Source organism: Dactylosporangium cerinum (assembly GCF_042653625.1).
Classification (GTDB): Bacteria; Actinomycetota; Actinomycetes; order Mycobacteriales; family Micromonosporaceae; genus Dactylosporangium; species Dactylosporangium cerinum.
In genome coordinates this window covers 19,091-43,447 of record NZ_JBHSIU010000068.1, presented here as the reverse complement: position 1 = coordinate 43,447, position 24,357 = coordinate 19,091, and the positions used below count along the sequence as shown (strand labels likewise).

29 protein-coding genes and 1 riboswitch are annotated in these 24,357 nt (G+C 74.4%); of the genes, 18 read left to right on the top strand and 11 right to left on the bottom strand.

The genetic code is table 11. The features are described from left to right. The first annotated feature begins 50 nt into the window (after positions 1-50). Both ACFPIJ_RS45375 and ACFPIJ_RS45370 read left to right on the top strand, forming a co-directional pair. On the top strand, positions 51-1,235 hold the full coding sequence (locus tag ACFPIJ_RS45375; protein ID WP_380125525.1) for an ROK family transcriptional regulator: 1,185 nt from the start codon (positions 51-53) through the stop codon (positions 1,233-1,235). 12 nt (positions 1,236-1,247) lie between these two features. Next, entirely contained in the window at positions 1,248-2,498 is a 1,251-nt protein-coding gene (locus ACFPIJ_RS45370; protein ID WP_380125523.1) for a magnesium transporter MgtE N-terminal domain-containing protein, read from the top strand. A gap of 19 nt (positions 2,499-2,517) precedes the next feature. Here the strand turns inward: ACFPIJ_RS45370 and ACFPIJ_RS45365 are convergent, their stop codons facing one another. Next, a complete protein-coding gene (locus ACFPIJ_RS45365) occupies positions 2,518-3,339 on the bottom strand; it encodes an ABC transporter permease (RefSeq protein WP_380125521.1) in 822 nt (273 codons plus the stop codon). Next, positions 3,336-4,181, bottom strand: a complete 846-nt coding sequence (locus ACFPIJ_RS45360; RefSeq protein ID WP_380125518.1) for an ATP-binding cassette domain-containing protein — start codon at positions 4,179-4,181, stop codon at positions 3,336-3,338. The genes ACFPIJ_RS45365 and ACFPIJ_RS45360 overlap by 4 nt, the downstream gene beginning before the upstream one ends. An 84-nt stretch (positions 4,182-4,265) precedes the next feature. On the opposite strand from ACFPIJ_RS45360, the gene ACFPIJ_RS45355 reads away from it, so the two are divergent. Beyond that, the gene (locus ACFPIJ_RS45355) at positions 4,266-5,393 is read left to right on the top strand and encodes a sensor histidine kinase (RefSeq protein ID WP_380125516.1); all 1,128 of its coding nucleotides are present in this window, start codon (positions 4,266-4,268) and stop codon (positions 5,391-5,393) included. Beyond that, a complete protein-coding gene (locus ACFPIJ_RS45350) occupies positions 5,390-6,043 on the top strand; it encodes a response regulator transcription factor (RefSeq protein ID WP_380125514.1) in 654 nt (217 codons plus the stop codon). Before ACFPIJ_RS45355 ends, ACFPIJ_RS45350 begins: the two co-directional genes overlap by 4 nt. Positions 6,044-6,166: 123 nt before the next feature. On the opposite strand, the gene ACFPIJ_RS45345 is transcribed toward ACFPIJ_RS45350, so the two are convergent. Together ACFPIJ_RS45345 and ACFPIJ_RS45340 are read right to left on the bottom strand one after the other, a co-directional pair. Then, positions 6,167-6,430 carry a hypothetical protein gene (locus ACFPIJ_RS45345; RefSeq protein ID WP_380125512.1) on the bottom strand — a complete coding sequence of 88 codons (264 nt, stop codon included), beginning with the start codon at positions 6,428-6,430 and terminating at the stop codon, positions 6,167-6,169. A 234-nt stretch (positions 6,431-6,664) separates the two neighbouring features. Continuing rightward, entirely contained in the window at positions 6,665-7,618 is a 954-nt protein-coding gene (locus tag ACFPIJ_RS45340; protein ID WP_380125510.1) for a GlxA family transcriptional regulator, read from the bottom strand. A gap of 70 nt (positions 7,619-7,688) precedes the next feature. Here ACFPIJ_RS45340 and ACFPIJ_RS45335 point away from each other — a divergent pair, with 70 nt between their 5' ends. Beyond that, complete coding sequence (locus tag ACFPIJ_RS45335; RefSeq protein ID WP_380125508.1) at positions 7,689-8,639, top strand: NADP-dependent oxidoreductase; 951 nt, start codon at positions 7,689-7,691, stop codon at positions 8,637-8,639. Here ACFPIJ_RS45335 and ACFPIJ_RS45330 read toward each other — a convergent pair. The 3 genes from ACFPIJ_RS45330 to ACFPIJ_RS45320 all read right to left on the bottom strand — a co-directional run bounded on the left by ACFPIJ_RS45330 (position 8,626) and on the right by ACFPIJ_RS45320 (position 10,381). After that, positions 8,626-9,276, bottom strand: coding sequence for a hypothetical protein (locus ACFPIJ_RS45330; RefSeq protein WP_380125506.1), 651 nt, complete (start codon positions 9,274-9,276; stop codon positions 8,626-8,628). The genes ACFPIJ_RS45335 and ACFPIJ_RS45330 overlap by 14 nt on opposite strands. Before the next feature lie 66 nt (positions 9,277-9,342). Continuing rightward, positions 9,343-9,741: a class-II aminoacyl-tRNA synthetase family protein gene (locus tag ACFPIJ_RS45325; RefSeq protein ID WP_380125504.1), complete on the bottom strand. Its 399-nt coding sequence runs from the start codon at positions 9,739-9,741 to the stop codon at positions 9,343-9,345. Then, positions 9,719-10,381, bottom strand: coding sequence for a TetR/AcrR family transcriptional regulator (locus ACFPIJ_RS45320; RefSeq protein WP_380125502.1), 663 nt, complete (start codon positions 10,379-10,381; stop codon positions 9,719-9,721). Before ACFPIJ_RS45320 ends, ACFPIJ_RS45325 begins: the two co-directional genes overlap by 23 nt. Positions 10,382-10,429: 48 nt before the next feature. On the opposite strand from ACFPIJ_RS45320, the gene ACFPIJ_RS45315 reads away from it, so the two are divergent. Beyond that, positions 10,430-11,239: an alpha/beta hydrolase family protein gene (locus tag ACFPIJ_RS45315; protein WP_380125500.1), complete on the top strand. Its 810-nt coding sequence runs from the start codon at positions 10,430-10,432 to the stop codon at positions 11,237-11,239. Here the strand turns inward: ACFPIJ_RS45315 and ACFPIJ_RS45310 are convergent. Then, complete coding sequence (locus tag ACFPIJ_RS45310; protein WP_380125498.1) at positions 11,222-12,262, bottom strand: SDR family oxidoreductase; 1,041 nt, start codon at positions 12,260-12,262, stop codon at positions 11,222-11,224. The genes ACFPIJ_RS45315 and ACFPIJ_RS45310 overlap by 18 nt on opposite strands. Positions 12,263-12,455: 193 nt before the next feature. On the opposite strand from ACFPIJ_RS45310, the gene ACFPIJ_RS45305 reads away from it, so the two are divergent. After that, the gene (locus tag ACFPIJ_RS45305; protein WP_380125496.1) at positions 12,456-13,316 is read left to right on the top strand and encodes a helix-turn-helix transcriptional regulator; all 861 of its coding nucleotides are present in this window, start codon (positions 12,456-12,458) and stop codon (positions 13,314-13,316) included. On the opposite strand, the gene ACFPIJ_RS45300 is transcribed toward ACFPIJ_RS45305, so the two are convergent. Continuing rightward, the gene (locus ACFPIJ_RS45300; protein WP_380125494.1) at positions 13,275-13,973 is read right to left on the bottom strand and encodes an HAD family hydrolase; all 699 of its coding nucleotides are present in this window, start codon (positions 13,971-13,973) and stop codon (positions 13,275-13,277) included. The genes ACFPIJ_RS45305 and ACFPIJ_RS45300 overlap by 42 nt on opposite strands. 70 nt (positions 13,974-14,043) lie before the next feature. Here ACFPIJ_RS45300 and ACFPIJ_RS45295 point away from each other — a divergent pair, with 70 nt between their 5' ends. Genes ACFPIJ_RS45295 through ACFPIJ_RS45280 form a run of 4 tightly spaced genes read left to right on the top strand, consistent with a single transcriptional unit; the run spans position 14,044 to position 17,657 of the window. Beyond that, complete coding sequence (locus ACFPIJ_RS45295; RefSeq protein WP_380125492.1) at positions 14,044-15,426, top strand: MFS transporter; 1,383 nt, start codon at positions 14,044-14,046, stop codon at positions 15,424-15,426. Between the two features lie 45 nt (positions 15,427-15,471). After that, positions 15,472-15,972 (top strand): beta-class carbonic anhydrase, encoded by a 501-nt coding sequence (locus ACFPIJ_RS45290; protein WP_380125490.1) that lies wholly within the window; start codon positions 15,472-15,474, stop codon positions 15,970-15,972. A 59-nt stretch (positions 15,973-16,031) separates the two neighbouring features. After that, positions 16,032-16,694: a dienelactone hydrolase family protein gene (locus tag ACFPIJ_RS45285; RefSeq protein ID WP_380125488.1), complete on the top strand. Its 663-nt coding sequence runs from the start codon at positions 16,032-16,034 to the stop codon at positions 16,692-16,694. 9 nt (positions 16,695-16,703) lie between these two features. Beyond that, positions 16,704-17,657, top strand: a complete 954-nt coding sequence (locus ACFPIJ_RS45280; RefSeq protein ID WP_380125486.1) for a quinone oxidoreductase family protein — start codon at positions 16,704-16,706, stop codon at positions 17,655-17,657. Positions 17,658-17,873: 216 nt separating this feature from the next. Here ACFPIJ_RS45280 and ACFPIJ_RS45275 read toward each other — a convergent pair whose 3' ends face one another. Continuing rightward, entirely contained in the window at positions 17,874-18,821 is a 948-nt protein-coding gene (locus ACFPIJ_RS45275) for a GlxA family transcriptional regulator (RefSeq protein WP_380125484.1), read from the bottom strand. A gap of 71 nt (positions 18,822-18,892) precedes the next feature. Between ACFPIJ_RS45275 and ACFPIJ_RS45270 the strand changes: the two genes are divergently transcribed. The 7 genes from ACFPIJ_RS45270 to ACFPIJ_RS45240 all read left to right on the top strand — a co-directional run bounded on the left by ACFPIJ_RS45270 (position 18,893) and on the right by ACFPIJ_RS45240 (position 23,491). Further along, positions 18,893-19,633 carry an MBL fold metallo-hydrolase gene (locus tag ACFPIJ_RS45270; protein WP_380125482.1) on the top strand — a complete coding sequence of 247 codons (741 nt, stop codon included), beginning with the start codon at positions 18,893-18,895 and terminating at the stop codon, positions 19,631-19,633. 16 nt (positions 19,634-19,649) lie between these two features. Next, positions 19,650-19,854: riboswitch (cobalamin riboswitch) on the top strand. 39 nt (positions 19,855-19,893) lie between these two features. Further along, positions 19,894-20,514 carry a 5,6-dimethylbenzimidazole synthase gene (gene bluB / locus ACFPIJ_RS45265; protein ID WP_380125480.1) on the top strand — a complete coding sequence of 207 codons (621 nt, stop codon included), beginning with the start codon at positions 19,894-19,896 and terminating at the stop codon, positions 20,512-20,514. A gap of 110 nt (positions 20,515-20,624) precedes the next feature. Continuing rightward, on the top strand, positions 20,625-20,771 hold the full coding sequence (locus ACFPIJ_RS45260) for a hypothetical protein (protein ID WP_380125478.1): 147 nt from the start codon (positions 20,625-20,627) through the stop codon (positions 20,769-20,771). Positions 20,772-20,879: 108 nt separating this feature from the next. Continuing rightward, complete coding sequence (locus ACFPIJ_RS45255; RefSeq protein ID WP_380125477.1) at positions 20,880-21,674, top strand: hypothetical protein; 795 nt, start codon at positions 20,880-20,882, stop codon at positions 21,672-21,674. Further along, positions 21,671-21,898, top strand: a complete 228-nt coding sequence (locus ACFPIJ_RS45250; RefSeq protein WP_380125475.1) for a flavin reductase family protein — start codon at positions 21,671-21,673, stop codon at positions 21,896-21,898. The genes ACFPIJ_RS45255 and ACFPIJ_RS45250 overlap by 4 nt, the downstream gene beginning before the upstream one ends. Before the next feature lie 37 nt (positions 21,899-21,935). Beyond that, on the top strand, positions 21,936-22,280 hold the full coding sequence (locus ACFPIJ_RS45245) for a YciI family protein (protein ID WP_380125473.1): 345 nt from the start codon (positions 21,936-21,938) through the stop codon (positions 22,278-22,280). A 41-nt stretch (positions 22,281-22,321) separates the two neighbouring features. Further along, the gene (locus ACFPIJ_RS45240; protein WP_380125799.1) at positions 22,322-23,491 is read left to right on the top strand and encodes an RNA polymerase sigma factor; all 1,170 of its coding nucleotides are present in this window, start codon (positions 22,322-22,324) and stop codon (positions 23,489-23,491) included. A gap of 232 nt (positions 23,492-23,723) precedes the next feature. Here the strand turns inward: ACFPIJ_RS45240 and wrbA are convergent, their stop codons facing one another. Next, the gene (gene wrbA, locus ACFPIJ_RS45235) at positions 23,724-24,344 is read right to left on the bottom strand and encodes an NAD(P)H:quinone oxidoreductase (protein WP_380125471.1); all 621 of its coding nucleotides are present in this window, start codon (positions 24,342-24,344) and stop codon (positions 23,724-23,726) included. Positions 24,345-24,357: the final 13 nt, after the last annotated feature.

The window sequence follows — 24,357 nt, the reverse complement described above, 5'->3', positions numbered from 1 at the left end:
GACAGGTAGGGACCAATCTCCCTAAAGTGGGACAATATAACCGTGCTGTGGTGCTGGATCAGATTCAGCTCGCCGACGGTGTCAGCCGCGTGGAGATCGCACAGCACACCGGGCTCACCCCGCAGACCGTCTCCGGCATCGTCCGCCGGCTGATCGACGAGGGCATCGTGCGCGAGGACGGCGCCCGCACGTCGAACGGCGGCAAGCCACGCACCGTCCTGCGCCTCAACGCCGACGCCGGCCGCGCCGTCGGCCTGCACTTCGACCCCGTCGAGCTGGCCGCCGTCGTCGTCGACCTCCTGGGCCGCCCGCTGGTCATCGCCCGCCGCCCCACGCCCCGCCCGGCCGACCCCACGCTCGTCACGGCGGCCATGGCCGAGCTCGTCGACGAGGTGCTGCTCGACGCCGGCGTCCAGCGCAGCCAGGTCCTCGGCCTCGGCCTCGCCACCCCCGGCCCCATCGACCAGCACGTCGGCATGGTCATCTCCCCGCCGCAACTGGCCAACTGGAGCCGCGTGCCCATCAAGGAGATGCTCGCCGCCGCCACCGGCCTCGACGTGACCCTCGACAACGACGCGACCGCCGCCGCCGTCGCCGAACGCTGGGCCGGCGCCGGCCGCGGCGTCGCCAACTTCGCCTACTTCCACCTCGGCACGGGCGTCGGGGGCGGCCTCGTCCTGGGCCATCAGGTCTACCGGGGTGGCTCGATGAACGCCGCCGAGTTCGGCCACACCTCGGTCGCCGAGGACGGCCCGGGCTGCTACTGCGGCAACCGCGGCTGCCTGGAGAGCCTCGTCAACCCGCCCGCCATCGTCGCCGCCGCGCACCGCCTCCTCGCCGCCGGCCCGGCCGCGTCGTCGCTGTCCGAGCTGTACCGCGCCGACCCCCTCGCCGTGGACCACCCGACCATCTGCCTCGCCGCCGCGGCCGGCGACCCCCTCGCCGCCGCGGTCATCGACGCCGCCGCCGAGCACCTCGCCACCGTCGTCGTCAACGTCGTCAACATCGTCGACGTCGACCTGGTCATCCTCGGCGGCCACGGCATCCGCCACGTCGAGGCCCGCTTCCGCCAGGCAGTGGTCCGGGCTCTGGCGACCCGCCCCCTGGCCCGGCGCATCCGCATCGTCGACGTCGCACTGTCCCCGCTGGGCGTGGACGCGGCCGTCGTCGGCGGCGCCGCCCTCGTGCTGCACGCCACCTTCTCCCCGCAGGTCTCCTCCCTGCTGTCCGAGTGAGACCCTGAACCGGTGCTGGAGCGGTTCGACATCCGGTCGCTGGACGCCTACGCGTGGGTCTTCGACCTCGTCTCGGCCGACGACGAGGTGCGCGAGGCGGCGGTGCGGCGGCACCGCACGCTGCTGTGGCGGCAGGACCGGTCCCGGCCGACTGGCACCCTCGCCGACCCGGTCGCCGCCTTCGCCGCCTTCGCCGACGAGCGCGCCGAGCGGACGGGCGACGAACTGCGCCGGCTGGAGCCGTTCGCGCTGCTGTGCCTGCAATGGCAGGAGCGGTTCCCGGCCGACTGGCGGCGGGTGCAGCCCCGCTGGCCACGGGTGTCCTGGCCCATCTACGGGTTCATCCGCCACGGCGCGTCGCCCCCGGTGCGTGCCGCCCTGGAGGACCTGCTGCTCGACGCCGTGCACCGCCCCCGCCGCCACCGCAGCGACGGGCGGTATCACGACCTGGCGCGGCACCTCGACAGCCCCGCGCTGCGCGAGCGGCTGCGCGCGGCGGCCGGCGCGCCGGATCGGGCCGCCCGGCTCCACGCCGGGTACGTCCTGTGGTGCGTCGAGCACCCCCGCGAATCCATGACCGACCGGTCGTGGCGGCGCTGGCGGCGCACCCATGGCGTGCCGATCACCCATCCCCGGCCCGGGCCCGAACTGGCCGCGCTGCCCGCCGCCGAGGCCGCCGCGGAGCTCGCCGGGCTGGGCCCGCGGGAGCTCGCCGAGGTGTTCGAGGCGCTCGAACCCGCGCCCGCCGCCCGGATCGCCGCTGCCATGGGCGACGACCCCGTGGTGCCGGCCGCGATCGCGGCGATGGCGCTCCGCCCGGCGGCGTGGATGTTCAACGCGATGCCGCAGCCGCTCGCGGCGCGCCTGTTGGCGGCCATGCCGCCGGACCTGGCCGCGGTGCGGTTCCCCCGCCCGAAGCACGACCAGGTCCTGCTGCTGATGAGCGCCGAGGACGCGACGGCTCGGCTTTCCTTGATGCCGCCGCTGCAGGCCTCCTACCAGCTGCAGTATCGGCCGGCCGACGTCGCCGCCCGGTTCCTGACGGCGATGGATCCCGACGCCGCCGCGCTCGCTCTCGCCGCCCTGCACCGCGGCTGGGGACCGGTCCGGATCCTTGACGCGCTACCGCCCGACGCCGCGGCCGGACTCCTGGCGCGGATGCCGCCCCAGGACCGGGACCGGGTGTGCTGGACCGCGGAGACGGAGCGCTTCGAGGCGGCGGCCCGGGCGGCTGTCGACGCCGCCGGCCCGCCGGTCACGTGACATCGCGGCGGGCGGGCGGTCAGGTGATGTCGCGGCGGGTGAGCAGCAGTCCGGCAAGCAGGGTGAACGCCACCGTCCAACCCGCCAGGAGCAGCGCCGCCGCAGCACCGTCCAGTGTGGACAGGACGCCCGGGGTTCCGTTGGCGGCGAAGGGGGTCGCGCCCAGGGCGCCGGCCAGAGAGCCGGCTGCGGTGCCGGGCAGGACGTCGGCGAGGGCGCCGACCGGGGCGAGGACGTTGCCGGTGCCGCGCAGCAGGTTCTCCACCGCCAGGGTCCACACCATGCCCAGGCCGACAGCCAGGGCCGGGCCGCGGGCCACGATGCCGAGCAGGACGCCGCACGACGCCCACATCGAATGCATCAGCAGCGCGCCACCGGCGGCCCGGGCGAGGTCCGCCAACGGTGGCAGCTCGAAGGAGGCGGACTCGGCGGTGGCGACCAGGAAGGCGCAGGCGAAGTTCGCCGCGAACATCGCCGCGACCAGTCCCGCGACGACCGCACCGAGCGCGCCGAGCAGGCCGGTGAACGCCCGCAGCCGGGACGGTGCCGTCGTGAGGACCGTCTTCCAGGTGCCCCAGCCGTAGCCGCTGCCGGCCGCGACGGCGCCGAGGATCAGCAGGATCGCCCCGCCGAACATGGGCATGCCCTCGACGGTGGTCACCGGCACGCCGGCCGGGAGCAGGCCGGCGAGCAGCGGGGCGTCCTCGCTCACCGGGCGGCTGCCGGTGCGGTAGGACAGGTAGTCGAAGAGGTAGCCGAACAGCACGTCCAGGGCCAGCCCGACGCCGAGCAGCACCCACAGCACGGGCCACTTCCGCAGCCGCAACAGCTCCGCGCTCATGCCGGATCCCCCGTCAGCTCGAAGAAGACGTCCGAGAGGGAACGTTCGACGGTGCGCACCTCGTGCACCTCGACTCCCGCCTGCACGAGCGCCCGGACCAACGGGGGCGCCGGGGAGTCGCACCGCAGGCCGCCGTCGGACTCCGTGACGGCGCCGAACCGTGCGGCGACGGCCGATGCCACGTCCACCGGCGTGGCCCGCACGAACAGCGTGCCGGCACCCCGGATCGCGGCGACGGTGCTCTCCGCGACGAGCCGCCCGCCGGTGATGACGCCGACGCGGTCGCAGATCTCCTGGACCTCGCCGAGCAGATGGCTGGACAGCAGGACCGTGCGGCCCTCCGCGGCGAGGTCGCGCAACAGGCCCCGCATGGCGGCCATCCCGCCGGGGTCCAGGCCGTTGGTCGGCTCGTCCAGGACCAGCAACTCGGCGTCGCCGAGCAGGGCCGCCGCCACCCCGAGCCGCTGCTTCATGCCGAGTGAGTACGTGCGGAACGCCGCACCCCCGTCGAGTCCCACCCGGTCGAGGGCGGCGCCGGCGGCGGTGTCGGGCAGGGCGCGGTGCCGGGCGAGCACCCGCAGGTTGTCGCGGCCCGAGAGGTACGGGAAGAACCCGGGCCCCTCGATCAGCGCGCCGGTGCGCCGGGCCGCGACGGTCGCGGTGCCGGCGGTCGGGCGGACCAGGCCGAGGATCATGCGCAGCGTCGTGGTCTTCCCGGCGCCGTTGGGGCCGAGGAAGCCGTACACCTCTCCCTTGTGGACGGTCAGGCTGACCGCGTCGACCACGACACGTGTGCCGTAGCGGCGGGTCAGCCGGTCGGTGGAAACCATCGTCTCGGTCATGGGTCGAGCATCGGCGCCGGCGGGCGGGGAGGCGTCAGCGTGCGGACGGCACCGGGCGTACGCAAATCAACGTATCCTCGGCCGATGTGGTCCAGGGCGTGGCGGCTGTGGTGGCCGGCGGTGCTGGTCGCCGGCGCGGGGCTGCTCGGCACCGGCGACGCCGGCGACGGCGAGTCCGGCTGGACCAGGTCGCCCGACCCGCTCGCCTATGTGCTCGTCGGGTTCGCCGCGGTCGCGGCGCTCGCGGTGCGGCGCCGGCCCGCGGTGACGCTCGCCGGCTGCGGCGCGGCGGTCGTGACGTATCTGGCCGCCGGGTATCCGGTCGGGCCGATCCTCGTCGCCGTGCCCGTCGCGGCGGCCGGGGTCGCCGTGGCGTGGCCGGCGCATCGTTCGGTCCCGGCCAACGTGGTGCTGGGGCTGGCGGTGTACGTGGCCGGCGGGCTCCGGTTCGGCCTGCCGTTCAGCGCCGGCACCTGGCCGCTGCTGGTCCTGCTCGCGGTGGCGCTGCCGGCCGCGATCGGCGTGGGGGTGCGGACCCGGCGGGAGGCGCTCGCCGAGGTGCACGCGGCCAACGTCCTGCGGGTGGTCGCCGACGAGCGGATGCGGATGGCGCACGAGCTGCACGACGCGGTCGGGCACGGCCTGGCCGTCATCGCCATGCAGGCCGGGGTCGCGCTGCACGTGCTGGACCGGGACCCGGTCAGGGCCCGGGCGTCCCTGGAGGCGATCCGGGCGACCAGCCGCGAGTCCCTGGACGGGATGCGCGCCGAGCTCGACCTGTTGCGCCACGACGACGACGGCCCCCGGCGGCCGGCGGTCACCCTCGCCGAGGTGCCGGTGCTGCTGGACCGGATCCGGTCCGGTGGCCTGGCGATCGTGGCCGACGTCTGGGTGGGGGAGTTGCCGCAGGAGGTGGACGTCGCGGCGTACCGCATCCTCCAGGAGGCACTGACCAACGTGCTGCGCCACGCCGGGGCCGGCACCGCCCGGGTGCGCGTCGCCCGCGAGGGTGCGGACGTGGTCGTCGAGGTCCGCGACGACGGACGGGCGGCGGGCGCGGTGGTGGAGGGCAGCGGCCTGGCCGGCATGCGGACCCGGGCGGCCCGCGTCGGCGGCACCCTCGAGGCCGGCCCGCGCCCCGGCGGCGGCTTCGCGGTGACGGCGCGGCTGCCACTGGAAAAGCCGCTGGTGCAATCGCTGGAGCGCCCGTGATCCGCGTCGTGGTCGCCGACGACCAGGCCCTGGTCCGGATGGGCCTGCGCACGCTGTTCGACGGCGAGCCCGGCATCGACCTGGTCGCCGAGGCCGCCGACGGTGTCGCGGCGGTCGCCATGGTGCGCGCCTGCCTCCCCGACGTCGTCCTCCTCGACATCCGGATGCCGGTCCTCGACGGGCTGGCGGCGCTGCGGCAGATCACCGCGGACCCGGCCCTCGCCGCCGTCCGCGTCGTCATGCTCACCACGTTCGAGCTCGACGAGTACATCTTCACCGCGCTGCGCGACGGGGCCAGCGGCTTCGTGCTCAAGGACGCCCCGCCGGAGGACCTGCTGCGCGCGGTGCGGGAGGTGGCCGCGGGCGAGTCGCTGCTGTCGCCGTCGGTGACCCGCCGCGTCATCGAGCGCTTCGGCGCCGCCGCGACCCCACCGCCGGTGCCGCACCCGCAGTTGCACCGGCTCACCGATCGCGAGCGGGAGATCGTCGCGTGGGTCGCCACCGGCCGGTCCAACGACGAGATCGCCGCCGAACTGGTCGTCAGCCCGGCGACGGTGCGCACCCACGTCAGCCGGGCGATGCTGAAGCTGCACGCCCGCGACCGGGCCCAGCTCGTGGTCTTCGCCGTCCAGTCAGGCCTGCGACGGTAGCGACGACGGCCGCCACCAGCAGTGCCGGGCACAGCACGTACACGCTCGTCTGGGCGGCCGCGTCCCATCGGGCCGGTAGCAGTGCCGCCTCGGGAGCCCGGCCGCCGAACCTCCCGTCATGGATCAGCTGCTGCGGGATGTCGATGGAGGTGACATCCCCGGCGGATCGAGCAGGACCTGTGGCTCGGCGCCGGACTGCAGCCCGAGGACACGCACATGCCGGGTCTCGGTCGCGCCTGTCTCGTCGAAGAACGACGGCAGGTCCGTCTCCGCCTCGTACTGGACGACCACCAGGGTGCTACCGGACCAGCCCAGCGCCCGGACCGCCGGGCCGGTGACGACCGGGAGGGCGGGACCGGCGAGGTCCGCGCCGGTGGCGGCGTCCACATAGGACACCGTCCAGCGGCGCCGGCTGAACTGCTGGTGGTCGCAGTCGGCGAGGCAGCCGTCGAGCGTGATGGTGGCGATCGCCCGCCCGTCCGGGGTGTACGCGCCGGCGCCGGCGAGGTGCCGGCGCAGACCGCGGCCACGGCGATGAGGACCGAGCGCCGCACAGCCATTCCCCCGTCAACCCCGGCGGGGCCGGAGTTGGATCAAGGTAGCCCAGGGGGTGTCCCGGTGTCAGACCCGTTCGGCGGCGCGGAAGGTGTTGCGGTACGCCATCGGCGGCACACCGATCGTGCTGGCGAGGTGCTGGCGCATGGAGGCCGCCGTGCCGAAGCCGGCCGAGGCGGCGACCCGGTCCACCGGCAGGTCGGTGGTCTCCAGCAGGTGCCGGGCGTGCTCGATCCGCTGCCGGGTCAGCCACTGCCCCGACGTCATGCCGACCTCCTCGCGGAACCGGCGGGAGAACGTGCGGACGCTCATGCGGGCGTGCGCGGCCAGCTCGGCGAGGGAGATCGGGCGGTCGAGCCGGCCGAGGGCCCACTGCCGGGTTTCCGCCGTGGTCGCGGCCGCCGGGGACGGGACCGGGCGGTCGATGTACTGGGCCTGGCCGCCTTCCCGCCAGGGCGGCACGACGCAGAGGCGGGCGACCCGGTTCGCCACGGCGCTGCCGTGGTCGCGGCGGATCAGGTGCAGGCACACGTCGATGCCCGAGGCGGCGCCGGCGGCGGTGAGGACGTCGCCGTCGTCGATGAACAGCACCGAGGCGTCGACATCGATGGCGGGGAACGTGCGCTGGAAGTGCTCCGCGTCGTTCCAGTGCGTGGTCGCGCGGCGGCCGTCGAGCAGCCCGGCGGCCGCCAGGACGTAGGAGGCGGTGCAGATCGACACGATCCGCGCGCCGGGCCGCAGCCGGCGCAGCGCCGCGGCGAGGGGCTCCGGCAGCCAGTCGCGGGGGCCGTCGGGCGCGCACACGAACGGCGGCACGACCAGCGTGTCGGCGGTGTCGACGGCTGACGCGTCGTGCTGCACGGTGACGCTGAAGTCGAAGCCGGTGCGGACCGGGCCGCCGTCGAGGCTGCAGGTCACGACCTCGTACAGGTGGTCGGCGGTGCCGAAGATCCGGCTCGGGATGCTCAGCTCGAACGGATACACGCCGTCGAGGGCGAGGACGACGACACGATGAGCCATGGCCAGATCTTTGCACATACTGGCAATGTGGCCACTCGATCGTGACGGGCGTCGCGGCGAGGCTTGGCGCATGGGAGACAACGTGATGCGCGCGATCGGTCAGGACACGTTCGGCGGGCCCGAGGTGCTGCGGGTGGTGGAGGTGGACCGGCCCGAGCCGGGGACCTCGGAGGTCCTCGTCAGGGTCCACGCGACCGGCGTGAACCCCACGGACCTTTGGCACCGGGCCACCGGTGGCCTGCTCGGCACGCCCGTCCGGCTCGGCTGGGACGTGTCCGGGGTGGTGGAGGAGGTCGGCCTCGGCGTGACCTGGCTGCGTCCCGGCGACGAGGTGTACGGCATGCCGCGACTGCCGGAGGCCGCCGGCACCTATGCGGAGTACGTGACGTCGCCGGCCCGGCACCTGGCCCGCAAGCCGGCCGGACTGTCGCATGTGGAGGCCGCCGGGCTCGGCCTGGCCGGGCTCACCGCGTGGCAGGCCCTCGTGGACACCGCGGACGTCCAGCCCGGGCAGCGGGTGCTCATCCACGCGGCGGCCGGCGGCGTCGGGCACCTCGCCGTGCAGATCGCGAAGGCCCGGGGCGCCTACGTCATCGGCACGGCGAGCGCGGCGAAGCACGACCTCGTCCGCGGTCTCGGGGCGGACGAGGTGGTCGACTACACCGCGGTGCGGTTCGAGGACGCCGTCGCCGACCTCGACGTGGTGCTCGACCCGATCGGCGGGGAGTACGGGCCTCGGTCGCTGACCACGCTGCGGCCTGGCGGCGTCCTGGTGGCGCTCGCCTCGCCCGCCGAGGCGTACCTGGCGGACGAGGCGCGGCGGCAGGGTCGCCGGGCCGGGTTCCTGCTGGTCCAGCCCGACCACGCGGGGCTGCGGTCCCTCGCCGACCTGGTCGACCGCGGCGAGCTGCGGATCGTCGTCGACGCGGTGCTGCCCCTCGACGAGGTCGCGAAGGCGCACGAACTGGTCGCCACGGGTCGCTCCGCGGGGAAGGTGGTGCTGACCGTCAGCAGCCCTTGACCTGCTGGGCGCAGCGATCGGCGGCGGTCCTGGCCAGGGTGCCGACCAGGCCGGCGCCGGCGGTGCCGACCGTCATGTCGTTGAGCCACAGCACGAAGTCGCCGCGGCGGACCGCGATGATGTCGGCGGTGACCGCGATGCCGAAATCGGTGTCGCCGGTCATCCGCACCCCGAACGCCTTCTCGCCGAGCGTCGCCGGCACCTGCGCCGGGGTGAGCGTGAAGCGCACCGTGATGCCGGCCAGCTCCTGGCTGAACGACTTGCAGGTGGTGACGGCGGCGGTCAGCCGGTCCATCGCGGTCGCCGCGCCGCCGGCCGGGAAGTGCACGAGCGCGTCGGTCAGGTACGGACCGACGGCGCCCTTGCTGTAGGTGACGGCGGCGGCCGTGGTGCCGTCGCCGGTCACCGGGTCCAGCGACGGGCAGCCGGGGAAGTTGCCGCCGAGGGTGACGGCGCCGTCGTCGTCGGTGGCGGCCGCGATCGGCACGAACCCCTCGGGCAGATCGGCCGGCGTGAGCAGCGCGGGCCGCAGATCCTCGGCGGCTCGGGCCTGGGTTTGGGCATTGGCGGCGGTGGCCGGGGAACCGGTCACCGCGACGGCGGCCAGGACGGCCGCCAGCCTGTGAACCATCCTCATCAACCCAACGCTATGGACGCCTCGCGGCCTTCATGGCGTTTTGCCCGATATTCCGTCGCCGGTGGCTCAGGCGCCGAGCCGCCCGAACGTCGTGTCCGCCTCGTCGTCGATCTGGAATCCCGGGCCGAGGCGGCGGGCGACGGTCCGCGCGTCCACGGACATCCACCGCTGCTGGGCCACGTACGCCGGGTCCGCGAGGTGATAGCGGCAGCGGCCGCCCCACCAGCCGGGCTCGTAGGACACCACGTCGACCAGCCGGCCGGAGAACGGGAACCGGGCCCGGACCTGCTCCGGGATCGTGCATCCGTAGTCCTCGAAATACGGCTGGACGGTCAGCATCGCCAGCAACCGCCCGCCGTCCTCGCGCCAGGCGCGTAACCGCCCGGTGCGCGTAACCGTCCCGGACTGCCGGGTCTGCTCCCGATAGTTCCAGAACGCCTCGTCATGAACCAACTGCGCCACCATGCGGCCATTCTGACGAGGTGACGTCCGTCGATCGCTGATCGTTGGACACCGTTGGACAACCGGCCCGCAGCAGTGCGACCGCGGCGTCCCGGGGTGCGCTCGGCATCGCCCCGGGGTGCAGATCCGCCAGCACCGTGGCGCCCACCACCAGCGCGAGCAGCTGGCGGCCCAGCACGGCCGGGTCGTGCGCGCCCGCCCGGCGGGCGATCCCGGTGAGCAGCTCGAGCCGCCGGTCCAGGTGCCGCGCGGCGGTGGCGCGTGCGGTGCCCTCGTGGCCGTCGTGCCACTGGGTCGCCGCGTTGAGCAGTGCGCAGCCGCGGAAGGACGGCTCCGCGTGCCACCGCCCGAGCGCGTCGAACACCGCCGTGAGCTGCGCCGCCGGGTCGTCGCCGGCGTCCGCCGCGGCGGCGGCCAGCCACGCCGTGACCCGGTCGCTGCGGGCCTGGAGCACCGCCTCGACCAACCCGTCCTTCGAGCCGAAGTGGCGATACAGGGTCTCCTTCGACACCCCGATGCTGGTGCACAGCTCGGCCACGCCGATGCCGTCGAGCCCCCGCCGGTAGAGCAGCTCGGTGGCGGTGGCGAGCAGGCCGGCGCGGGTGCGGGCCGGGTCGATCGCGGTTCCCTTGGTGACTGGCACGACACAGATGGTACCGAACGGTTCGATCTGTGTGCTAGCGTCCCGACGATGACGACGGTCCCGGCCGCGAGCACGCCCGCGGTCACCTTCACCAGTGGCGGCGAGACCCTCGCCGGCGTCCTGCACCTCCCCGCCGGCGCCGGCCCCCACCCGGTCGTCGTGCTCCTGCACGGCTTCCCCGGTAACGAGCGCAACTTCGACCTCGCCCAGGCCCTGCGCCGGGCCGGTCACGCCGCGCTCGTCTTCCACTACCGCGGCTCGTGGGGCATGGGCGGCGACTACTCCTGGCGGCACGTCCTGCAGGACGCCGCCACGGTCGTGGCCGCCGTCCGCGACAACGATTTCGCGGCCACGCACCGGCTCGACCCGGCGCGGGTGGCGGTGGTCGGGCACAGCCTCGGCGGGTTCGCGGCGCTGATGACGGCCGCCGCCGACCCCGGCGTCCGCGCGGCCGTCTCCGTCGCCGGGTTCGACCTCGGCACGGCCGCCGGCCTGTGCGCCGACCCCGCGGTCCGGGCCGAGGTCGTCGAGGCGCTCGGCAGCGATCTGCTCCCGCTGCGCGGCACCAGCGGCGAGGCCCTCGTCGCCGAGCTGGTGGCGGCCGGACCCGCGTGGCGCCTGGCCGGCCTCGCCCCCGCGTTCGAGGACCGCCCGGTGCTGCTCGTCGGCACCGGTCGCGACCCGGTCACCCCGCACGAGTTGCATCATTCGCCGTTGGTCCAGGTGTACGGGTCCCGCCCGCGCATCCGGCTCGAGCACCTGGTGTTCCCGACCGACCATGCCCTGTCGGACCATCGGCTGGAGCTGGCCGCGACCGTCATCGATTTCGTGGACCGGCACCTAATGCTTGACCAGTGACCGCGCGACCATGCTGTCGGCGGCGGCGATGACGGCGTCCTGCGCCGGGCGCGGCTGCCAGCCCAGCACCCGGCGGGCGCTGTCGCTCGAGATCTTCTTGACGTTGTTCAGGTCGGCGGCGACGGGGCGGAACTCCGCGGAGAACACGGCGGCGATCCGCACGACGAGGTCCGGGATGGTGCGGGTCGGCACCCGGCCGGCGGCGGCCCCGAGGTGCGCCCGCAGGATCGCCCCGATCTGACGCATCGCGACCGGGGGCCCGCTGGACAGCAGGAACCTGCGGCCCGCGGCGTCCCCGGCGGTCATGGCGAGGACGTGCGCGGTCGCCACGTCCCGCACGTCCACGATCGGGATCCACATGTTCGGGTACCCCGGCATCGCCCCGTCCAGGCTGCGCTGCACGATGTGGTTCGCGCCGGAGACCTCCCTGCCCATCACCGGCCCCATGACGGCGACGGGCAGCATCGTGGTGAGCTCCAGCGCGCCGCCCTCGGCCGCCAGGAAGGCCCACGCGGCCCGCTCGGCGAGGGTCTTGCTCCGGCCGTACGCGTCCACGCCCGGCCCGTCGAGCACGGACCAGTCGTCCTCGGTGAACGTGTGGCCGGTGTGCGGATGGCCGAACCCGACGGCGTGGAACGCCGAGGTGAGCACGACCCGCTTGACGCCGGCGTCGCGGGCGGCCCGCAGCACCCGCAGCGTGCCGTCCCGGGCGGGCACGACCACCTCGTCGTCGTGCCTGACCTTCCCGAGGTGCACGGGGGAGGCCACGTGCAGCACGAAGTCGCACCCGTCCACGGCCTCGGCCCAGCCGGTGCCGGCGGTCAGGTCGGCGGCGACGAAGCTCAGCGCGTCGCCGCGCACCATGCCGGCGCCGGCGAGCACGGCCCGCACCTCGCCCTCCCGCGCCAGTGACCGGACGGTCGTGCGGACGAGGTAGCCCTGGTCGAGGAGTTGCAGGATGCAGTGCCCTGCGATGAAACCGGACCCGCCGGTGACGAGTACCCGCTGCTGATTCGTGGTCATGCGACCACCATCCGGCGCCGCACCGGACCGGACCAGAGCCCCCATCAGCCAGGGGTCTGGCAGGACCCCCACAACGGCCCGCCGCGCGGCCTACCGTAGGGCGCATGACCGGTCCGGAGCGGAGCGGAGGAGCCGGGCATCAGGGGCGCAGGATTGGGTCAGGCCGGCGCCGGAGCGAAGCGGAGGTGATGGCATGGCCGAGGAGCCGAACCTGCTGGGTGCGTTCCTGCGGGCGCGCCGGGAACTCGTCACCCCCGAGGCGGCCGGCGTGCCCGTGGTGGGGGTGCGGCGGGTGCCGGGACTGCGCCGCGAGGAGGTGGCGATGCTGGCCGGCATCAGCGCCGACTACTACCTGCGCCTGGAGCGCGGGCGCGACCGCAGCCCCTCGGCGCAGGTCCTGGAGTCCCTGGCCCGGGTGCTGCAACTGGACGACGACACGACGGCCTACCTGCTCGGCCTCGCCACCACCAAGCCCCGCCGCCGGCCGCGCCCCCGGAAGGAGATCGTCCCGCCGAGCACGGTCAAGTTCGTGGCGATGCTCCCGATGCCCGCGTTCGTCGAGGGGCGGTATCTCGACGTGCTCGCCGCCAACCCCCTCGCCACGGCCCTGTCGCCCCGCCTCGTCGTGGGCGGCAACCGGCTGCGCGACGTCTTCCTCGACCCGGCCGAGCAGGCGATGTTCCCCGACTTCGAGGCGGCCGCGGCCGGGCTGGTGGCCGGCTTCCGGCAGGCCGTCGGCACCGCCACCGACGACCCGCGGTGCATCGAGCTGGTCGGTGAGCTCTCCCTCGCCAGCCCGCTCTTCCGGCGATTGTGGGCCCGCCACGACGTGCGCCCGCGGGCCGGCGCGGTGGTGCCCTTCAACCACCCGCAGGTCGGCGAGCTGCGCCTCAACCGGGAGAAGCTGCTGATCAGCGGGACCGACGGCATCATGCTGGTCGTGTACCACCCCGACCCCGGCACGCCCGACGCGGACAAGCTGGCGCTGCTCGGCGCCGCGTCCGCGGGAGTCTCAGCCGGCGGACGGCAGGCGGTCCGGAAGGTCGCTCAGTGACGTGATCCGGTGCGGTTCGCCGGGCGGCCCGGACCCGTCGCGGTCCAGGTGCACGGCGCGCAGCCCGGCGGCGCGGGCCGGCAGCACGTCCAGGTCGTGCCGGTCGCCGACGCTCACCACCGCGCCCGGCGGCAGCCCCCAGCGGCGGCACACCTCGGCGAACACGGCCGGGTCGGGCTTGAACAGGCCCAGCGCCTCGCCGGTGTAGACCGGTCCGACCCGGTCCAGGAGCCCGATCCTGGCCAGCTTGTCGGTCTGCTGGGACTGGCTGCCGTTGGTGAGCACCGCCGTGCGCAGTCCGGACCGCTGCAACGCGTCGAGCGCCGGGACGGCGTCGGGGTAGGGCGCCCACGATTGTGCGTACCAGCGAAGAAATGCGGAAAAGAGCGCGTCGAGCCGATCGTCGTCGCCCCCGACCGGGCCGCCGGTTGCGCGCAGGAAGTCCCGGAGGCGGTGGCGCCGCTGCTGCTGGAACGTGACCCGTCCGGCGCGCCAGTCGGCGAGGTGCCGCTCCTGCAGCGTGAACCACAGGGTCCGGGTCGGCGCGGTCGGCTCGACCCCGATCTCCGGCAGCCACCGTAGCAGCGCGGCCGTCACGGCCGACTCGTGGTCGAGCAGCGTGCCGTCGAGGTCGAACAGTACCGCCTGCACCGTCACGCGCGTGGATTTTACGCCGTGACGAATATGACGCTGTTTCCTATCGGAAATATAGGTATACGATCGGGCGGTGTCGCTGACCACCGCACCGGTGCCGGTCAAGGCCGGTGGGGCGCGGTGGGTCGTCGCGGTCTGCCTCGGCGCCGGGTTCACCACGCTGCTCGACCAGTCCGTGCTGAACGTCGTCGTGCCCGCCCTGCGCGGCTCGCTGGACGCCGGCACCGCCTCGCTGCAGTGGATCCTCGCCGGCTACTCGCTGACGTTCGGCCTGGCCCTGGTGCCCGCGGGCCGCCTCGGCGACATGTACGGCCGGCGCCTGCTCTTCGTCGGCGGCCTCGCCCTGTTCGCGGTGGGTGCGATCGCCGCCGCGACCGCACGGCACGGCTGGGTCGTCGCGGCGGCCAGGCTCGTCCAGGGCTTCGGCGCCGGTGTGGTCAACCCGCAGATCATCGGCCTGTTCCAGGACCTGTTCCGGGGCCGCGACCGGGCCCGGGCGCTCGGCGCCTACGCGTTCGTCGGCGGGGTCGCCGGGATGCTCGGCCCGCTGCTGGGCGGCCTGGTGCTGCAGGTGGCCGGCCCAGGCCTCGGCTGGCGGCTGGTCCTGCTGGCGAACCTCCCCTTCGCGCTCGTCACGATCCCCCTGGCGCTGCGGATCCTGCCCGCCCGCCGGCCCGAGGGCCGCACCACCGACCTCGACCCCGGCGGGCTGCTGCTCCTGGCCGGCACCACCCTGGCCGCGCTGCTGCCCCTCGCCGGCACCGCCGGCGGCTGGTGGTGGCTGCCGGTCGCGGTCGCCGGTGCCGGCGGGTTCGTGGCCTGGGAACGCCGGTGGACGGCGCGGGGGCGCACCGCGATCCTCCTGCCGTCGCTGACCGGCAACCGCGGCTACGTGCTCGGCGTCCTGATCGCCATGTGCTACTTCGGCGCCACCCTCGCCCTCAACCTGGTGCTGTCGCTGTACCTGCAGGACGGCCTGCACTACCCGCCGCTCGCCGCGGCCGCCATCGCGCTGCCGAGCGCGGTCGGTTTCACCGTCGCGTCCGCGTTCGCGGCCGGCCTGCGGCGGCGCGGCACCACGATCGCCCTCGGCGTCGCCGTCGCCAGCATCGCCGCCGCCCTCGCCGCGGTCGAGCTCCTGCCCGAACCGCAGGTGGTGTGGGCGCTCGCCGCGAGCCAGCTCGTCACGGGCGCGGCGGGCGGGTTCGTCAACGCCCCGAACCAGGCGCTGACCCTGCACCACGCGCCGCCGGGCGCCAACGGCCTCAGCGCGGCGCTGCTGCAACTGTCGCAGCGGCTCGCCGCGAGCGTCAGCATCGCCGCGGTCAGCGGCATATTCCTCGCCGCGCCCGGCCACGCCACCGCACTCGCGCACGGCGCCACCCTGTGCCTCGGCCTGGCCACGCTCGCCCTGGTGTTCGCCGCGCTCGACACCCCCTTCCGGGCTATTGAGTAAGTAGACGACTATTCCCATGTGAGTAATGGGTTTATGGTACGGGGCATGACCGTCACCGATGAGCTGCTCACCAACGCCGAGCGGTACGCCGCCGGCTTCACCAAGGGCGATCTGCCGCTGCCGCCGGCGAAGCAGATCGCGATCGTCGCGTGCATGGACGCCCGGCTCAACCCGTATGGACTCCTCGGCCTCACCGAGGGCGACGCGCACGTCATCCGCAACGCCGGCGGCGTCATCACCGCTGACGAGCTGCGCAGCCTCGCGATCAGCCAGCGACTGCTCGGCACCCAGGAGATCGTCCTCATCCACCACACCGACTGCGGCATGCTCACCTTCACCGACGACGAGTTCAAGGCGGGCATCCAGGCCGAGGTCGGCATCAAACCGTCCTGGTCCGCCGAGGCGTTCAGCGACCTCGACACCGACGTGCGTCAGTCGGTCCGCCGCATCCTCGACGACCCGTTCATCCCGCGCAAGGGCTCGGTCCGCGGCTTCGTCTACGACGTGTTCACCGGCAAACTGCGCGAGGTGCCATCCGGGGACTGATCGCGGGCATCGCCTTTGCTATTGGTCCCGGCCGCTTCCTGATCGCTAGCGTGGCCGGCGTGTACATCGCCCGGCCGCCGTCAGGCGCCTCGCACCGTGTTGTGCTCGGCCACCAGCTCTTCGGCGTCGACGCGGGGATCCGCGCGTTCGCCGACCGGCTCGCCGCGGCCGGCTGCCTCGTCGCCGTGCCCGATCTGTTCCACCGCACCGCGCCCGGCGTCGAGCTCGCCCAGGACGACGCCGGGCGGGCCCGCGGCTTCGAACTGCTGCGCGCCCTGGACCGCGACGAGGTCGTGCAGGACGTCGCCGCGGCCGTCGACGTCCTCAGCGGTGACCCGGGCCAGGTCAGCATGGTGGGACTGAGCATCGGCGGGCACGTCGCGTACCTCGCCGCGGCCCGCCTCGGCCTGGCGGCGACCGCCGTGCTGTATCCGGGCTGGCTCACCGGCACCGAGTTCGCCCTGAGCCGCCCCGAGCCGACGGTGACGCTGACCCCGGACATCACCGGCCGGTTGCTGTTCCTCGTCGGCGGCGCCGACCACGTCGTGCCACCCGCCGACGTCGACACCGTCGGCGCGGCGCTGCGCGGGGCGGGCGTGCGCCACGAGATCGTGGTGTACCCCGACACCCCGCACGCCTTCCTGCTCCCCGGCCCGCCCACGTTCCGCCCCGCCCCGGCCGCCGACGCCTGGCGGCGCGTGCTGGAGCTGATCACCTCGTAGGGTTGAGCCATGCGCGCCATTCGCTGCGACCGCTTCGGCGGCCCGGAGGTCCTCGTTCCCGCCGACGTCGCCGACCCCGTCCCGGGGCCGGGCCAGGTGCTCGTCGACGTGAGCGCGGCCGGGATCAACTACGCCGACACGTCCCGCACCGCCGGCACGTACAGCGGCGGGCAGACCCTGCCGTTCATCCCCGGCACCGAGGTGGTCGGCCGCACCCCCGACGGCCGCCGGGTCGCCGCGCTCACGTTCGCCGGCGGCGGCTACGCGGCCCGCGCCGCCGTGTCCACAGTGGACACCGTGGAGGTGCCGGACGGCGTCGCCGACGGCCCGGCCCTGGCGCTGCTGGTGCAGGGCCTCACCGCCTGGCACCTGCTGCACGGCAGCGCCGCCGTGCGGCCCGGCGAGACCGTCGTGATCAACGCGGCCGCGGGCGGCGTCGGCACCCTCGCGGTGCAGCTGGCCCGGTATCTCGGCGCCGGCCGGATCATCGCCGCCGCGTCCACGCCCGAGAAGCGCGCCCTGGCCGAGTCCCTGGGCGCCGACGCCACCGTGGACAGCGCCCCCGACGGCTACCCCGACCGGGTGCTGGCGGCCAACGGCGGCGCCGGCGTCGACGTCGTCCTGGAGTCCACCGGCGGCCCCGCGTTCGCCGCGGCCCTGGCGACCCTGGCCCCGCTCGGCCGCCTCGTCACCTACGGCGACGCGTCCCACGGCGGCCGTCCACCCGTCGACCCCGCCGAACTCGCCTCCCGTAGCGTCGCGGTCGCCGGCTTCTGGCTCCGGCCCGTCCTCACCCGCCCCGACGCGTTCCACGGCCCCCTCGACCAGCTGCTGCAGCTGACCGCGAGCGGGGTCCTGCGCCCGCAGGTCGGCCCCACCTACCCCCTTGAGGACGCCCGCCGCGCGCACGAGGACCTGCTCGCCCGCCGCACCACCGGCAAGCTCGTCCTGACCGTCGGCTGAGGCGGTTCAGTCGAGGTGCTTCAGTCGAGGTGCTTCGGTCGAGGTGCTTCGGTCGAGGTGCTTCGGTCGAGGTGCTTCGGTCGAGGTGCTTCGGTCGAGGTGCTTCGGTCGAGCTGCTTCGGTCGAGCTGCTTCGGTCGAGCTGCTTCGGTCGAGCTGCTTCAGCCGAGCTGCTTCAGCCGAGCTGCTTCAGCCGAGCCGCTTCAGCCGAGCCGCTTCAGCGGGCGCGGAAGCTGGCGCGGTAGGACTGGGGCGGGACGCCGACGACGCGGCGGAAGTGCGGGCGCAGGGCGACACCGTCGCTGAAGCCGCAGCTGCGGGCGACCGCGTCGATGTCCAGGTCCGTGGTCGACAGCACGTGCTGGGCGCGCAGGACCCGTTGCTGCAGCAGCCACCGCAGCGGCGACGAGCCCGTCGTCTCGCGGAAGCGGCGGTCGAAGGTGCGGCGGCTCAGATGCACAGCCGAGGCCAGCCGGTCCACGTCCAGCGACGGGTCCTCCAGGTGCTCCAGCGCGTGCCGCATCGCGTCGCCGACCGCGTCGCCGGCGCGCAGCTGCGGGACCGGGCGCTCGATGAACTGGGCCTGCCCGCCGGCCCGCTGCGGCGCGACGACCAGGGCGCGGGCGGCCCGGGTCGCCAGGGCCGGGCCGTGGTCGCGGCGCAGCAGGTGCAGGCACGCGTCGAGACCCGCGGCGCTGCCGGCGCTGGTGACGACCGAGCCCTCGTCGACGTAGAGCACGTCGTCGAGCACCTCGACGGCCGGGAACGCGGCGGCGAACGCGGGCAGGTGCTTCCAGTGCGTGGTCGCCCGCCGGCCGTCGAGCAGGCCGGCCTCGGCGAGGACATATGCGCCCAGGCACAGTCCGACGACGGTGGCGCCCTCGTCGTGGGCGCGGCGGAGCCGGTCGAGGATGGCCGGCGCGACGGGGTCGCCGCCGGGCGGCCTCCAGCCGGGGACGATGACGACCCCGGCGGCGTCGAGGTCGTCCAGGCCGTGCGGGGCGGTGATCGAGATCCCCGCCGTCGTCGACAGCGGGCCCGGGTGCTCGCCGGCGGTGCGCAGCTCGAAGCCGGCGGTGCCGAACACCCGCGGCGCGACCGCGACCTCCAGCATCGGGGCACCGTCGCCGATGAGCACCCCGACCGTCGTGCGTGCGCGGTCCATGGCTTGATCCTATCGGGGGATGGCGTTCCAGCCACTCCCGGCGCCGGGTCAACGGTCCGAGACTTGGCGGCATGACCTTCCAGATCCGCCGGTTCGGCGGCCCGACCGCGGTGTTCACCGTCGGTGGCCTCACGTTCATGACCGACCCGACGTTCGACCCGCCCGGCGACTACCCCCTCGGCACCCGCGTGCTGACCAAGACCGCCGCCGCGGCCGGCACCCCGGCGGACGCCGGCACCGTCGATGTGGTCCTGCTCTCCCACGACCAGCACCCGGACAATCTCGACCACTCGGGTCGGGCCTTCGCGGCGTCGGTGCCGCTGATCCTCAGCACCCCGGTCGCGGCCGCCCGGCTGGGCGACCCCACCGTCGGCCTGGAGCCGTGGGCCGGCGTGGACCTGCCCCGGCCCGATGGCGCCGGCCACGTGCGGGTCACCGCCGTCCCCGCGCAGCACGGCCCCGACGGCACCGAGCACCTCACCGGCCCCGTCACCGGTTTCGTGCTGCACGGCGACGGCGTGCCCACCGTCTACGTCAGCGGCGACAACGCGTCGCTGCGGGTCGTCGCCGAGATCGCGGAACGCTTCCCGGCCGTCGACGTCGCGATCCTGTTCGGCGGCCGGGCCCGCACCGCCCTGCTCGGCGACGCCGACCTGACCCTCGGCGCGGCCGGCATCCTCGAAGCGGCCCAACTGCTGCAGGCGCGGACGGTCGTGCCCGTCCACGTCGACAGCTGGGCGCACTTCACCGAAGGCCCCGAGGACGTCCGCGCCGCCTTCGAGGCCGTGGGTAGCGCGCACCTGCTGGGGTAACCACTAGGCTCTTGGGCGGCATGAACTGATGCGAGGTGCTCCGGGCGACCGGGGAGAATCGGGAAGCCGGTGTGAATCCGGCACGGGCCCGCCGCGGTGATCGGGGAGCTGCCGTCCAGGCGCGCCGCAGTGGCGTGCGGTCACTGGCCCGAGGGCTGGGAAGGCGGGCGGTCAGGCGTTGATCCGAGAGTCCGAAGACCGGCCTCGCGTGCATCGCCGACCCCGCTTCGGGGCGGCCTGAGCAGCGGGAGCCTGCCCTCATGAGCACCGACCTGTATGACGTCGTGCGCCGCCGCCGCGACGTGCGCGGCCAGTTCACCGGCGCGCCGATCCCCGCCGAGGTCCTCGAGCGGATCCTGGCGGCGGCGCACGCCGCGCCGAGCGTCGGCCTGTCGCAGCCGTGGGACTTCGTCCTCGTGCGCGACGCCGGGCTGCGCGGCGCGTTCCATGAGCACGTCCGGCGGGAGCGGGCGACGTTCGCCGCGACCCTCGACGGCGCGGCCGCGGCCACGTTCCAGCGCATCAAGATCGATGGGGTACTGGAGTCGACCCTGTCCGTGGTCGTCACGTACGACGCCGCCCGGGGCGGACCGGCGGTGCTGGGCCGGCACGCGATCGCCGACGCCGGCCTCTACTCGGTCTGCCTCGCCATCCAGAACCTGTGGCTGGCCGCGACCGCGGAGGACCTCGGCGTCGGCTGGGTGTCGTTCTACCGGGAGCCGTTCGTCCGGGACCTGCTCGGTATCCCCGCCGGCATCCGCCCCGTCGCGTGGTTGTGCCTCGGCCCGGTAACGCACCTGGAGGCGGTGCCGGACCTGGAACGGCACGGCTGGCGTAGCAGGGTTCCGCTGGCCGAGGCGCTGCATCACGACCGCTGGTAGCTGTCGGTTACGCAAGGTCGAACTGTCGCCCGGGCGACTTCATGCCAATCACGCTACGTGTCAGTCTAATCACTCAACGTGACGCACATCGTCTGAGGAGGCGAATTCCCATGGCACAGATCGCTACGGAAACCAGCACCGGCACCAGCACCGAGATGAAGAAGATCGTGGTCCGCAAGGCGGGCGCGGTGCGGCTCGCCAGGCTCTGCAACAACTACTGCTACGGCATGTGCTGCTGCGCCGAGTTCCTGGGCTGACGGACACCCGGCCGGGGGTGCAACCCACCCTCACCCCCGGCCGGGCCGAGGCCCGTCAGCAGAGGACGCCAGCAGATCGGCAGGGGACACCAGCAGAGGAGATCTGGCATGCCGACCGGACCAGTGGCGCTGCACGACCTGCGGTACCTCGACGAGGGCGACCGGGTCGTCGTCGGCCGCACCGACTGCGACTCCTACGGCGTCTTCCCGCCGGACGGCGCCGCGCTGCTCCGCGAGCTCGACGGCGGCCGGGCACCGCAGGACGCCGCCGTCTGGTACACCGACCGATACGGCGAACCCGTTGACATCGACGAGTTCCTCGACACCCTGCGGGACCTGGACTTCCTGAGCCCTGACGGCACCGCGGAGCACGCCGCCCCGCCCCGCTGGCAGAAACTCGGCGTGGCCCTGTTCTCGCCGGTGGCCTGGGCCGGCTACGCCGCGCTCGTCGTCGTCGCCGTCGCGGTGTGCGTCGCCGACCCGCGGCTCGCGCCCGCCCGCGGCAACGTGTTCTTCACCGACTACCTGCTGATCGTCGAGCTGACCATCCTGTTCGGGCAGCTGCCGTTCGTGGTGCTGCACGAGCTGTTCCACCTGCTCGCCGGTCGCCGGCTCGGCCTGCACTCCTCGATGCACCTCGGCCACCGGCTCTACTTCCTGGTGGCCGAGACGAAACTTCGACGAGGCCCGCCGCGACCTGCGCAAGGCGAGCGCCTGGGTCAACACCGCGGTGTCGCTGGCCTCGCTGCTGCCGCAGGACCGGCGCCGCGCGTACAACCTCACGTTCAACGAGAACGGCCGGGCCCTCATCGCCATGCACCTGGGCGACCCGGCGGAGGCGATGCGCCTCATCGACGCCGGCATCGAGCGGATGGAGGCCACGTTCGCCGCCGGCGAGCGTGACCTGCACCTGTCCGTCCTGCGCTACAACCGCGCCCAGCCCCGTCCTCGACTGCGGTCTGGCGTACTTCGACTGCACACTGGAGACCGTGCACGTCGCCGGCGACCACGACGTCTGCGTCGGCCGGGTCCGCGCGTTCGCCGCGATGGGCACCGGCGCGCCGCTGGTGTTCGCCGGCGGGGCGTACCTGTCGATTTCGGGGCGCTCTGCCTCGTCGTACAGGTAGACGGACCCTCAAGGGCCCCGGATGAATGGGACATATGATGGCGAAATACCTGGTTCTCATCTACGGCGACGAGCAGCGCTGGGACGCCGAGACCGATGCGGAGCGGGCGGCGAAGGGCGACGGGCACCGGGCGTTCAACGCCGCGGGCGGCTCCGGGGTCCTCGGCGGCCACGAACTGGAGGCGTCCTCGACCGCCACCACGCTGCGTGGCGGAGGTCTGATCACCGACGGGCCGTTCCTGGAGTCCAAGGAGGCCCTCGGCGGGTTCTACGTGATCGAGGCCGCCGACCTGGACGCGGCGATCTCTCTCGCGGGCCTGCTGCCGGAGCTGTCCTCCGGCCACGGCGGCGTCGAGATCCGGCCGATCGTGGACCACGGGTGACCTCGGCGGTTGCCGACGCGCACCGTCGCGAGTGGGCCAGGGTGCTCGCCGCGACGGTGCGCGTCACCCGCGACCTGGACCTGGCCGAGGAGTGCGTGCAGGACGCATACGCGCAGGCCCTGCGCACGTGGCCGGCCGACGGCGTGCCGTCCCGCCCCGGCGCGTGGCTGACCACCGTCGCCCGGAACCGGGCCCTGGACGTGCTGCGCCGCGAGTCCGCGCTGCGGCGGGCGCTGCCGCTGCTGGTGACCGACGACCGCGTCGCCGGCCCGGGGGAGGACGACGACCGGCTCCGGCTGGTGTTCACCTGCTGCCATCCGGCGCTGTCGCGGGAGGCGCAGGTCGCGCTGACGCTGCGGCTGGTGTGCGGGCTGTCGACCGCCGAGGTGGCCCGGGCCTTCCTCGTGCCGGAGCCGACGATGGCGGCCAGGGTCACCCGCGCGAAGCGGAAGATCAGCGCCGCCCGCATCCCCTACCGGGTGCCGTCGCCGGACGAACTGCCCGAGCGGGTCGGCGCTGTCCTGGAGGTCGTCCACCTCGTCTTCACCACCGGCCACGCGGCCCCGGTCGGGGCGCACCTCGTCCGGCAGGACCTGGTCGACGGCGCCATCGGCCTGGCCCGCATGCTGCGCCTGCTGCTCCCGCACGACGCCGAGGTCGCCGCCCTGCTGGCCCTGATGCTGCTGATCGACGCCCGCCGCGACACCCGCAGCTCCGGCGGCCGGCTGCTGCTGCTGTCCGAGCAGGACCGCACCCGCTGGGACACCGGGCAGATCCGGGAGGGCACCGACCTGCTGACCGCGGCGCTGCGTCGGCGGGCACCGACCCGCTACGCCGTCGAGGCCGCGATCGCCGCCGTCCACGCCGAGGCGCCGTCGTGGGAGGCGACCGACTGGCCGCAGATCGTCGCCCTGTACGACGTCCTCCTGCGCCTCTGGCCGTCCCCGGTCGTCGCCCTGAACCGCGCCGTCGCCCTCGGCCTGCGCGACGGCCCCGCGGCCGGGCTGGCCGCACTGACCCCGTTGCTGGACTCGCCGGAGCTCGCCACGTACGCCTACCTCAGCGCCGCCCGCGCCGACTTCCTGCGCCGGCTCGGGCGCCTGCCGGAGGCCGCCGACGCATACACGGAGGCCCTCGCCCTGTGCGGCAACGACGCCGAGCGGTCGTTCCTGGCCGGTCGCCTCGCCGAGGTGACGAGCATCGGTTCGTAGGCGTTTACCCGCCCGGTGCCGGGGTAGGGCGGCTGCTCACTGTCGAAACGGCCGTGAGGAGCGACTATGCCCAACACGCGCGAGCACACCCCGCAGCCGCCGCCTCGTCCGTCTCGTGCCACCGCTGGATCGTCGAGCGCCTCCGGCCCGGGCCGCGGGCGCGAGGGGCGGGTGAGGGCGACGGCGCCGGTCGCCGGCCCGGGCGGCCCACCCGTGCCGTCCCGTGCCGCCCTCAGCGAGCGACGTCGGTGAGGGCGCTGCCGACGAGGCGGGTGGCCGTCGCGGCGAGGCGGTGGCCCTGGTACCGGGCCGCGGCGAGCGTGGCGTCGCTCGGGGCACCTTCGGCGCCGGGATGGGCGATGCCGTAGGGGTTGCCGCGGGCGGCGTGGACGGCCGGGTCGGTGTAGCCCGGCGGGACGATGAACGAGCCCCAGTGGTAGAAGGTGTTGTACAGGGCGAGCAGCGTCGACTCGTTGCCCCCGTGGGGGTTGGCGGCGCTGGTGAACGCGGTCGCCGCCTTGTCCTGCAACTGGCCCGTGGCCCACAGGCCGCCGGTCGTGTCGATGAACTGCTTGAGCTGCGCGGCGATGTTGCCGTAGCGGGTCGGCGAGCCGAACGCGTAGGCGTCCGCCCAGGTCAGGTCGTCATGCGTGGCGATCTCGACGTGCGCGGCGGCGTCGGTGTGGGCCCGCCAGGCCGGGTTGGCATCCACCGCCGCGTCCGGGGCCAGCTCCGGCACGCGCCGCAGGCGGACCTCGGCGCCGGCATCCGCCGCGCCGGCCGCGATGGCCTCGGCGAGGGTGTGCACGTTGCCGGTGGCGGAGTAGTAGATGACGGCGACTCTGGCGCCCATGGATCCTCCAAGT